The organism is Streptomyces sp. CNT360 (assembly GCF_000424785.1).
In genome coordinates this window covers 620,894-631,159 of record NZ_AUKO01000004.1, presented here as the reverse complement: position 1 = coordinate 631,159, position 10,266 = coordinate 620,894, and the positions used below count along the sequence as shown (strand labels likewise).

7 protein-coding genes and 1 rRNA gene are annotated in these 10,266 nt (G+C 71.5%); 3 read left to right on the top strand and 5 right to left on the bottom strand.

Annotated features, from left to right (window positions below; translation table 11 throughout):
* The first annotated feature begins 181 nt into the window (after positions 1-181).
* A 5S ribosomal RNA gene (gene rrf / locus H297_RS0113025) occupies positions 182-298 on the top strand.
* A 1,015-nt stretch (positions 299-1,313) separates the two neighbouring features.
* Positions 1,314-2,054 (top strand): tetratricopeptide repeat protein, encoded by a 741-nt coding sequence (locus H297_RS43725; RefSeq protein ID WP_027737413.1) that lies wholly within the window; start codon positions 1,314-1,316, stop codon positions 2,052-2,054.
* Between the two features lie 119 nt (positions 2,055-2,173).
* On the opposite strand, the gene H297_RS0113010 is transcribed toward H297_RS43725, so the two are convergent.
* The 5 genes from H297_RS0113010 to H297_RS0112990 all read right to left on the bottom strand — a co-directional run bounded on the left by H297_RS0113010 (position 2,174) and on the right by H297_RS0112990 (position 8,994).
* Positions 2,174-4,003, bottom strand: coding sequence for an IucA/IucC family protein (locus H297_RS0113010; protein ID WP_027737412.1), 1,830 nt, complete (start codon positions 4,001-4,003; stop codon positions 2,174-2,176).
* Entirely contained in the window at positions 4,000-4,581 is a 582-nt protein-coding gene (locus tag H297_RS0113005) for a GNAT family N-acetyltransferase (protein ID WP_027737411.1), read from the bottom strand. The genes H297_RS0113010 and H297_RS0113005 overlap by 4 nt, the downstream gene beginning before the upstream one ends.
* Complete coding sequence (locus H297_RS36095; protein WP_106959605.1) at positions 4,578-5,915, bottom strand: SidA/IucD/PvdA family monooxygenase; 1,338 nt, start codon at positions 5,913-5,915, stop codon at positions 4,578-4,580. Before H297_RS36095 ends, H297_RS0113005 begins: the two co-directional genes overlap by 4 nt.
* Before the next feature lie 32 nt (positions 5,916-5,947).
* A complete protein-coding gene (locus H297_RS0112995) occupies positions 5,948-7,465 on the bottom strand; it encodes a pyridoxal phosphate-dependent decarboxylase family protein (protein ID WP_027737410.1) in 1,518 nt (505 codons plus the stop codon).
* Positions 7,466-7,674: 209 nt separating this feature from the next.
* Entirely contained in the window at positions 7,675-8,994 is a 1,320-nt protein-coding gene (locus H297_RS0112990) for a DUF1015 domain-containing protein (RefSeq protein WP_027737409.1), read from the bottom strand.
* Between the two features lie 194 nt (positions 8,995-9,188).
* Between H297_RS0112990 and H297_RS0112985 the strand changes: the two genes are divergently transcribed.
* Positions 9,189-10,259 (top strand): HAD hydrolase-like protein, encoded by a 1,071-nt coding sequence (locus H297_RS0112985; protein WP_027737408.1) that lies wholly within the window; start codon positions 9,189-9,191, stop codon positions 10,257-10,259.
* Positions 10,260-10,266 lie beyond the last annotated feature (7 nt).

Below are 10,266 nucleotides of genomic sequence, written 5' to 3'. Positions count from 1 at the left end.
GATCTGGAAGCCCAGTAATGGGTGGAGGTGACCGGTACTAATAGGCCGAGGGCTTGTCCATAGAGGCTCGCGTCCACTGTGTGGGTTCTGAGACAACAACCGCACTTCAAGTGAAAAGTGTGCTTGTTCGCATTGAGACTCCGGGATCCGGATCTGTTGATCCGGGTGACCCGACAAGAGTTTCGGTGGTCATAGCGTGAGGGAAACGCCCGGTTACATTCCGAACCCGGAAGCTAAGCCTTTCAGCGCCGATGGTACTGCATGCGGGAGCGTGTGGGAGAGTAGGACGCCGCCGAACAATCTTTATGGCCCTTGGCCTCCCGCGTGCATGCGCTGGAGGCCAAGGGCCTTTTTTGTTTTCCTCCCCGGTGTGCCCGGGGGCAGTTGTTTCTTCGTCTGCCGACAATCCGCGGCAGACAGCCCAGACAGGAGTCACGTCGATGTCCCCCAACTCCTCCGACGACCGCGATCGATCCGAGCGCCGGCCGCGGCAGTCCTCCGGTCCACGCCGCGATGACGGATTCCGTTCCGGCGGGCCGCGTGGGCCCCGTCGTGAGGAGGGCAATCGCGGCGGTGGTCGCAGCGGTGGCTTCCGCCCGGAGCGCCGCGACGGGCAGGGCGGGGGCGGTCGTCGCCCCTGGCGCAGCGACGCGCAGGATGAGCGCGGGGACCGACGTCGGACCGGTGGTGGTTCCGGGCGCGAGGACCGTTCACGTGACGACCGCCCCCGGAGTGAGCGTCCGCGTGGTGACCGTTCCCGTGAGGAGCGGCGTAACGACCGCCCGCGTGACGAGCGTCGGCGTGACGACCGCGACCGTGATGGGCGGGACGATCGCCGGGGTGGGGGCTTCCGCCGCGACCGGGACCGTGAACCGGGCCGGGACCGCGATTCCTACCGGCGCGACGACCGTGATCGGGACCGGGGGAGCTCCTACCGGCGCGATGACCGGGACCGGGATCGCGGCTCCTACCGGCGTGACGATCGTGGCGGCGCCCCCGCGCGGCGCGACAACCGGGACCGTGGTGGTTACCGGCGGGACGACCGGGACCGGGAGCGTGCAGGTGGTCGGCCGCAGGGTGGCCGTGGGCCGCGAAGCGAAGGGGACCGGGACCGTGGGCGGAGGCCGTACGGGGGTCAGGACGGTGGCCGTGGACGGGGTGACCGGCGGGACGAGCGTCGGGGCGGCGGATTCCGGCGGGACGACGACCGTGCGGGCGGGTTCCGGCGGGGCGGCCAGGACCGGGGCCGGCCGTACGGGCGGGACGACCGTGAGCGGGGCCGTGACCGGCACGACCGTGAGCCGCTGCGGCGGTTGCCCGTCGACGAGGACGTGACCGGCGAGGAGCTGGACAAGGACGTCAAGCAGGAGCTCAGGAGCCTGCCGAAGACGCTGGCCGAGGACGTGGCGCGGAACCTGGTGATGGTTGCGCGGCTGTTGGACGAGGAGCCGGAGCGGGCGTACGCCTACGCGAAGGTGGCGTTGCGGCTGGCGTCCAGGGTGCCGTCCGTGCGGGAGGCGGCGGGTTTCGCCGCGTACGGCGTGGAGAAGTACTCCGAAGCGCTGGCGGAGTTCCGCGCGGCGCGGCGGATGACGGGTCTGCAGCACCTGTGGCCGGTGATGGCCGACTGCGAGCGCGGGCTGGGGCGTCCGGAGAAGGCGCTGGCGATGGCCGGTGAGCCCGAGGTGCGTCAGCTCGACAAGTCGGGGCAGGTCGAGATGCGGCTGGTCGCCGCGGGGGCCCGGCGCGACATGGGGCAGGCGGACGCCGCGGTGGTGACGTTGCAGAGCCCGGAGCTGGCGTCCACGTCGATACAGCCGTGGACTGCGCGGCTGCGGTACGCGTATGCGGACGCGCTGCTGGAGGTCGGCCGTGAGGAGGAGGCCCGCGAGTGGTTCGCGAGGGCCCTGGAGTCCGACCAGAGCGGTGTGACGGACGCATCCGACCGGCTCGCCGAGCTGGACGGTGTGGAGTTCATCGACGCGTTGGACGAGGACGCGGAGGAACCCGGAGCGGGCGAGGACGGCGGCGACGGCGCGGCGTCGCACAGCTGAACGCACGCCCCAGGCCGTGGCGGCGTCTTTGAAGACATCGGCCTCGGTCCGGGCAAGAAGGCGGACACATGGATGAGGGCGGGCCCCCGGCCGGGGCCCGCCCTTCCTCGTTCGTCCCGCTACGCGTGCCGGGCCAGCGGGTTTCGTAGCGTGCCGGTGAGCTGGAGGGCGCCGGCGGGGTCCTGGAGGTCGACCATCTGCTGGTTGTTGCGCAACTGGAGACGGTTGAGGCAGGAGAGGGCGAACTCGTCGGTGAACAGGTCGTAGCGGGCATGCCGCTCGGCCAGGTGCGGGGTCGCCTTCTGGTAGGTCTTCACCACGTCGGCGACGGTGGCCCAGAAGGTGTCCTCGTCCAGGACTCCGGCGGTCTCCAGCGTGGGGGCGAGGAAGCGGAAGAAGCAGTCGAAGACGTCCGTGAAGAGGGAGAGGAGCTTCACGTCCTCGGGGACGTCGGCGCGGACGCGTTCGACCTCGGGCGGGAGCTGTGCGTCCTCGCTCATGACGGCGATCTCTTCGGCCAGGTCCTTGAAGAGGGTCCGGCGGGGGACGCCGTGTTCGTCCAGGACCAGGATGACGTTCTCGCCGTGCGGCATGAACACCAGGTCGTAGGCGTAGAAGCAGTGCAGCAGCGGGGTGAGGTAGCCCTCCAGGTAGCTGCGGAGCCACTCGGTGGGCTCCAGGCCCGAGGAGCGGATGAGGGCGGCGGCGAGGGAGTTGCCGTCGCGGTCGACGTGGAGGAGCGCGGCCATGGTGGCGGGCTTCTCGCCGCCGCGGAGGAAGGGGACAGGGCTCTCGCGCCAGAGGGCGGCGAGCATCTTCAGGTAGGGGGAGCCCTTGGGGGCGGCTGCCTCGTAGGGGGCAGGGTGGTAGCCGACGGCGGCGCGTTCACGCAGCAGGCCGAGGCCGGTGTCGCGCAGGATCTCGTCGCCGGACACCAGCTCGGCCAGCCAGTCGTTGATGGCCGGGGTGGCTTCCATGTAGGCGGCGGACAGGCCGCGCAGGAAGCCCATGTTGAGGACCGAGAGAGCGGTCTTGACGTAGTGCTTGGTGGGGTGGGTCGCGTTGAAGAAGGTGCGGATGGACTGCTGGGGCAGGTGCTCGTCGTCGCCGTGGCCGAGCGGCACCAGGTGGCGCTGGGCGACCTCGGCGGCGAAGGTGACCGACAGCTTGTTCCACCACTGCCAGGGGTGGACGGGGACGAGGTAGTAGTCGTCCAGGTCGAGGCCCTGTGCGGTCATGGCGGCCGAGAAGCGGCGCAGGGTGGCGCCGGAGAGTTCGGAGAGGACGAGTTTGTCGTAGCTGAGGTCGGCCCCGGCGGTGAAGGTGGCGTGGTCGCGGTGCGCCGCGACCCAGACGAGGCGGACGGGGGAGCCGGTCTCGGGGGCGTAGGCGCGGTACTCGGCGATGTCGAAGCCGAGGCGCCCGTTGTTGGCGATGAAGCAGGGGTGGCCCTCGGTCATGCCGGACTCGATGTCCTGGAAGCCGGAGGCGGCCAGCTGTTCCGCACTCACGTGGGGCGCCGCGAGTTTGTAGGCGGTGCTGGCCAGGGTGGAGCTGATCTCTTCCAGGTAGACGGGGAGGATCTTTTCACCCAGGCCCAGCGAGGTGCGCAGCTCGGTGATGAACGCGAGCGCGTCGAGGGGGAGTTCGTGCCCGTCGCGGTGGCGGGTGACGCTGTCGGCGTCGACCTGCCAGTGGTCGAGGGCGAAGCGGCGGGCGGCGAAGCGGTATTCGGTGGTGCCGTCGTCGGAGCGGACGGCGTACCGGTGGGTGCCCGCTTCGGTCGGGGTCTCCCCCTCCAGCGGAGTGGGGGTGAGGAGGCGTTCGTGGGTGAACTCGGCCAGGGCCTTGCGGACGAGGAGCCGGGTGGCCTGCGCCCAGCGTTCGGGCGTCAGATGGCTGACGGGGGCGTGCGGCGGGGTCGGCTGGGGGGTGGTGGGGAGACTCATGCGGGGGTCACTCCTGTGGCGGCCTGGAACTGCTCGCGGGTGCAGAAGCTGAGCAGGGCTTCCTTCTCCGGTTTGGTGAGGGTGGCTGCGGGGCGGAAGCCGACCGCTTCGTTGAGGGTGTGGACGGCGGTGTTGCGCACGTCCGGTTCGACGACGACGCGGCGGGTGTCCGGGTCGCTGAAGAGCATCGCCATGACGGTGGTGAGGACGGCCCGGGTGAAGCCGTGGACGGGCGCTTCGGCCGGGGCGCACAGGAAGTGCATGCCGACGTCGCCGTCGGCGTGCGGGTAGAGCCCGGCCAGTTCGATGTGGCGGGGGTCGTAGCGCTCCATGAGGAAGGCGGGCTCGCCGTTGTGGTGGCCGAGGAAGGCGTCGTGGTGGGGCGAGGCCGCGATGCCCATGAACTCGCGTTCGACGTCGGGGAGCGTGGCGTCCTGGAGCAGGTAGAACGCCGACTTGGGGTGGGTGACCCAGGTGTGCAGCAGCTCCGCGTCGGTGAGCGGGTCGACGGGGCGCAGCGAGAAGGTGCCCAGTTCCGCGTCGGTGCGGGAGAAGACGGTGGCGTCGGCGGGGGTCACAGCGTGGCCTCCGCTTCAGCGGTGGGATCGGCGGTGGGGGCGGTGAACTCCTGGAAGGCGATGGACCGCTCGATCGGGTACACCTCGCGGCCGAGCAGGGCACGGATGATGCTGGAGTTGCGGTAGGCGGCCATGCCCAGGTCAGGGGCGACGAAACCGTGGGTGTGCAGCTCCGCGTTCTGGACGTAGATGTCCCGCCCGGCGGTGTCGACGCTGTAGTCGCGGCGTACGGCGAACCGGCCGCGCGGGTCCCATTCGATGCGGTCGGTGATCGCGTCGAGGAAGGCGGGACGCTGGTAGCGGTAGCCGGTGGCGAGGACGAGGCCCTCGGTGGTGAGGGTGAAGTCCTGCTTCTGTTCCTCCTGCCGCAGCTCCAGGGTGTAGCTGCCGTTCGGCTCGTCGTAGGAGGCGCCGGTCAGTGCCGTGTTGGTCATCAGCCGGGTGGGGCAGGAGCGGAGGCGGTTCTTCCGGTAGAGCAGGTCGAAGATGGCGTCGATCAGCTCGGAGTTGATGCCCTTGTACAGGTTCTTCTGCGAGGCGACGAGGCTGTCGCGGGTGTCGGGCGGGAGGGAGTGGAAGTAGTCCACGTACTCCGGCGAGGTCATCTCCAGCGTCAGCTTGGTGTATTCGAGAGGGAAGAAGCGGGGGGAGCGGGTCAGCCAGGTCAGGGAGTAGTCGTGGCTGTCGATGTCCTGGAGGAGGTCGTAGTAGATCTCCGCCGCGCTCTGGCCGCTGCCCACCAGGGTGATGCTGTCCTTGCGCTGGAGGGCTTCCTTGCTCTCCAGGTAGCGGGAGTTGTGGATCAGGTCGCCGCCCAGGCCCCGGCAGGGCTCGGGTATGTACGCGGGGGTGCCGGTGCCCAGGACCAGGCGCGGGGCGCGGAAGAGGCGGGTCCCGCCGGTGGGCAGGTGGGTGGCGTGGACGGTGTAGAGCCCGTCGGTCTCGTCGTACTCGACGGTGGTGACGTGGTGGCCGAAGCGGACGGTGTCCGTGCCGAGGCGTTCGGCGGCCCAGCGGCAGTAGTCGCTGAACTCGGCGCGGAGCGGATAGAAGCTCTCGCGTATGTAGAAGGAGTACAGCCGGCCGGACTCCTTGAGGTAGTTGAGGAAGGAGAACGGCGAGGTCGGATCCGCCAGGGTGACCAGGTCGGACAGGAAGGGGGTCTGCAGCGTGCTGTCGTCCAGCATCATGCCGGGGTGCCAGGCGAACTCCGGCTTGTCGTCCAGGAAGACGCCGTTCAGGTCCGGTATCGGCTCGGTCAGGCAGGCGAGGCCCAGGTTGAAGGGGCCCAGGCCGATGGCGACGAAGTCGTGCACGGGGGAGTCGGGGATCACGTCGGGGCTCCGTGGTGTGGGGACGGCGGTGGTCAGCAGGCCTGGGCGGCGCTGAGGGTGGGGGTGTGCCGCTGGAGGTACTGCTCGGCGTGGCCGGCGATCAGGTCCAGGACCGTGGTGATGTCGGCCAGTGACGTCTCCGGGTTGAGCAGGGTGAACTTGAGGTGGTGGCGGCCGTCGACCACGGTGCCGGCGACGAGGGCGTCGCCGGAGGCGAACAGCGCGTCGCGGGCGTGCAGGTTGGCGCGGTCGGTCAGCGACTGTGCGGCCTCCTCCTCCGCGGGGAGTCCGCCGGCGGGGACGTACCGGAAGACGAGGGTGGACAGCTCCGGCTCGACGACGACCTCGAACCTGTCGTCGGCGGCGAGTGTCTGCCAGGCGTCGGCGGCGCGGTCGACCACCTCGTCGAAGAGCTCGCCCACCGCGTCGGCCCCCATGACGCGCAGTGTCATCCACAGTTTGAGCGCGTCGAAGCGGCGCGTCGTCTGGAGGGACTTGTCGACCTGGTTGGGCAGGCCCTTCTCCACGCTGCGGGTGGGGTTGAGGTAGTCGGCGTGGTAGGTGACGTGGCGGAGGGTCTCCTTGTCGCGGACGAGGACGGCGCTGGAGGAGACCGGCTGGAAGAACGACTTGTGGTAGTCGACGGTCACCGAGTCGGCGCGTTCGATGCCGTCGAGCAGGGCCCGGCGGCGGGAGGCGAGCAGCCCGCAGCCGTAGGCGGCGTCGACGTGCAGCCAGGTGCCGGTTTCCTCGCACAGGTCGGCGAGGGCGGGCAGCGGATCGATGCTGCCGAAGTCGGTGGTGCCGGCGGTGGCGACGACGGCCATCACCGTCTGCCCCTCGCTCTCGCAGCGGGTGAGCTGCTCGGCCAGCGCGTCGACGCGCATCCGGCGCCGCTCGTCGCAGGGCACCGACACGACGGACTCGGGGCCGAGTCCGAGCAGGACGGCCGCCTTCTCGATGCTGAAGTGGCTGCACTCGGAGGTGAGGATGCGCAGCGTCGGCAGGATCTGCGGGGTGTTCAAGGGGGTCGCGGAGTTCTTGCGCACCAGGCGGCAGGCCTCTTCGCGGGCCAGCAGCAGGGCCTGGAGGTTGGACTGGGAGCCGCCGCTGGTGAAGATGCCGTCCGCGTCCCGGCCCAGACCGATCCGCTCCGCCGTCCACGATACGAGGCGGCGTTCGATGAGGGTGCCGCCGGCGCTCTGGTCCCAGGTGTCCAACGAGGAGTTGACGGCGGCGATGACGGCTTCGCCCAGTACCGCCGGGATCACGACGGGGCAGTTGAGGTGCGCGAGATAGCGGGGGTGGTGGAAGTAGACCGCGTCGCGCAGGTAGACCTGCTCCAACTCGTCCAGCGCCGCGCCGGCCGTGCCCAGGGGCCGGTCCAGGTCGACGGCGGCGACGGTGGGGGCGAGCTCGGCGGGGGTGACGCCGGTGAACGGCTGTGCGGTCCCGGCGAGTTTCGCGGCCACACGCTCGACCCCGTCGTGCAGGGAGCGACGGTAGTGCTCCGCTGTTTTGTCGTTGAGCAGGTGGGACCTGCTGCTCATGAAAGTGTCCTCCTGACACGGGCGTGGCACACCGCGCGGCTCGCGCGGCCAAGTAAGGCTAGCCTAACTTGGCTGGTCGGCCGGGTCGCAAGGGGACCTACCCGGTCAGCCGCAGGGGTGCGGGGCGGGACGGAATTGGGCCGGAATGACCAGGCCCCGAGGGCGGGTTGGGCGGGTCGACGGGGCGGGGGAGCGGTGCGCGGTGCTGGTCAGCAAGGGGCGTCGGCGAGCGTGCGCAGGACGAGCCCGGTGGCCGGTTTCGGACCGAACGAAGTGGACTTACGGGGCATCGTCACGCCCTGCTCGGCGAGTGCCCGCACCGTCTCCTCCGGCACCGGCCGCATCAGCACCGCCGTACCGCCGTTCGCCGCCGCCTGCGCGAGGGCGGCCTCCGTGTGGTGGAGGTAACGGATGTCCGCCGGACGGTCGGGGACCCGCCAGACGGTGTCCAGCAGCGTCGCGTGGAGCACCGTGGCGTCCAACTCCCGCCACGCGGCGGGCCGCCCGTCCGGCACCGTGCGGTCGAGCAGCGCCGGGTCCGGCCGGTCCAGCAGATGGAAGACGCCGTCACCGGAGGTCAGCAGATAGGCGTTGCCGGATACCGACGCCAGCTCCTTCAGCGCCTCGGCGAGCGGCACCTCCAGCCGGCGTACCCGGAAAGCGGCCTGGCCCCCACCCGCACCGTGACCTTTCCCACCCGAGGTGCCGAGCAGATCGAGCGCCCTGCCCAAGGGCAGCCTGGGCAGTACGCGGTGGATGGCGCGCACCTGGAGCGGGTAGCGCGCGGTGTCGACCAGCAGCACCAGGCCGTAGTCCCACGGGGACGGCGCCGCATCGGGTCCGGCAGCCTTCTCCTCCCGCAGCCGCAGATACGTCGCCCAGCGGTGGTGCCCGTCGGCGATCAGCGCGTGCCGGGCGGACAGATCGTGCTCCACCGCAGCGGTCTCGTCGGCGTCGGTGACCGCCCACAAGCGGTGGGAGAAGCCGTCCTCCGTCGTGGTGGCCACCAGCGGCGGGCGCCGACTGGCCCGCTCGATCACGGCGGTGGCACCGGTCCGGGCGCCGTCGCCCCGGTAGGAGAGCAGCAGCGGCTCGGGGTTGGCGGCCATCTGCCGCATCAGCGCCGCCCGGTCGGCGACGACCTCCTCTATGACGTCCTCGTGCGGCAGCACCACGCCCTCCTCGGGCGGCGTCAGCCGCAGGGCGCCGATCAGGCCGCGCTGCACCAACTCGCCCTTGCGTTGCTCGTACACGTACAGCGCGGGTTGCGCGTCGTGCGCCAGCACGCCGTCGGCCTGCCATCGGCGCAGGGTCTCGGCCGCCTGGTGGTGGCGGGTCGCCGGGTCCGCGGCCTGCGGCAGGATGAGCCGCACGATGTTGTACGGGTCGGCCGTCTCCAGGTGCCGCAGCCCATCGGGCCTGACCACCACGTCGTAGGGGGGAGAGGTCACCGCGGCGAGGCTGCCCACCCTCTCGGGCGCGTAGCGCAGTCCCCGGAACGGGGCGAGTCGGAGGCCTCGGGCGGTCATCCGAGCATGGTATGCCCCGAACGTGCGGTTCGGGGAGCGGGGGACAGGGGGCGCAGGGGAGGGCGGGGTGCGTGGCGAGGTGCGAGAGGATCGGGACGGCGCCCCAGCCGTCCGGGCCCGGCACGTGGGCCCCGGCCCCGCGCCCGCAGCGCCGTGACGACCAGCGCCGCGACGACCAGGAGAGAGCGAGCCCCATGCACGACAGCCCGTCCGCGGACCAGTCCGCCTCCCGCCCGCAGTCCAGCGAGCGCGCCCTGCATGTCTCGTACGACACCGCGCTGCTCGACCTGGACGGGGTGGTCTACGCGGGGGGCGAAGCGCTGCCGCACGCCGTCGACTCGCTGGCCGAGGCCCGTCGGGGAGGCCAGCGGCTCGCGTTCGTGACCAACAACGCAGCCCGTACCCCGCAGACCGTCGCCGGGCACCTGACGGAGCTGGGTGTCGCCGCCGAGCCGGCGGACGTCGTCACCTCGGCGCAGGCCGTGGCGCGGCTCATCGCCGAGCGCGTCCCGGAGGGAGCGCGGGTACTCGCCGTGGGGGCCGAGGGGCTGCGGGTCGCCCTGAAGGAACGCGGCCTGCACGTCGTCGAGTCCGCCGACGACGCGCCCGCCGCCGTGGTCCAGGGCTACGGCGGCCCCGACATGGAATGGGGGCGGCTGGTCGAGGCGGCGCTGGCCGTGCAGCGCGGCGTACCGTGGTTCGCCTCGAACACCGATCTGACCATCCCCAGCGGGCGCGGCATCGCGCCCGGCAACGGTGCGGCCGTCGAGGTCGTGCGCCTGGCCACCCGCTGGATGTCCCGTCCGCCCGAGCCGGAGGTGGCGGGCAAGCCGCTGCCGCCGATGCACCGGGAGTCCGTCATCCGTACCGGGGCGCGGCGCCCGTTGGTCGTCGGAGACCGGCTCGACACCGACATCGAGGGGGCGCACGCCGGGCGCGTGGACTCGCTGCTGGTCCTCACCGGCGTGACCGACGCCGCTCAACTGCTGGCCGCACCACCGCTCCACCGCCCCACCTATGTGGCCGCGGACCTGCGTGGTCTGCTGGAGACCCACCCCGACGTGACGGGCGACGCCGAGGCGGGTTTCACCTGCGGCGGCTGGCGGGCGCACGCCGGCGCGGGGCAGCTGGAGGTGGAGGGCGACGGCGCCCCGATGGACGGGCTGCGCGCCGCGTGCGGGGCCGCCTGGTCGGCGGCGGGCGCCACGGGGTGCCGACTCGACGCGGACGAGGTGCGCAGGGCGCTGACCCGGCTGGGCCTCTGACTCTCAC

Excerpts from the sequence above, each read along its gene's own strand:
- H297_RS0113010 (WP_027737412.1), bottom strand. The coding sequence starts at position 4,003 with ATGAGTCTCCCCACCACCCCCCAGCCGACCCCGCCGCACGCCCCCGTC.
- H297_RS0112995 (WP_027737410.1), bottom strand. The coding sequence starts at position 7,465 with ATGAGCAGCAGGTCCCACCTGCTCAACGACAAAACAGCGGAGCACTAC.
- H297_RS0112990 (WP_027737409.1), bottom strand. The coding sequence starts at position 8,994 with ATGACCGCCCGAGGCCTCCGACTCGCCCCGTTCCGGGGACTGCGCTAC.
- H297_RS0112985 (WP_027737408.1), top strand. The coding sequence starts at position 9,189 with ATGCACGACAGCCCGTCCGCGGACCAGTCCGCCTCCCGCCCGCAGTCC.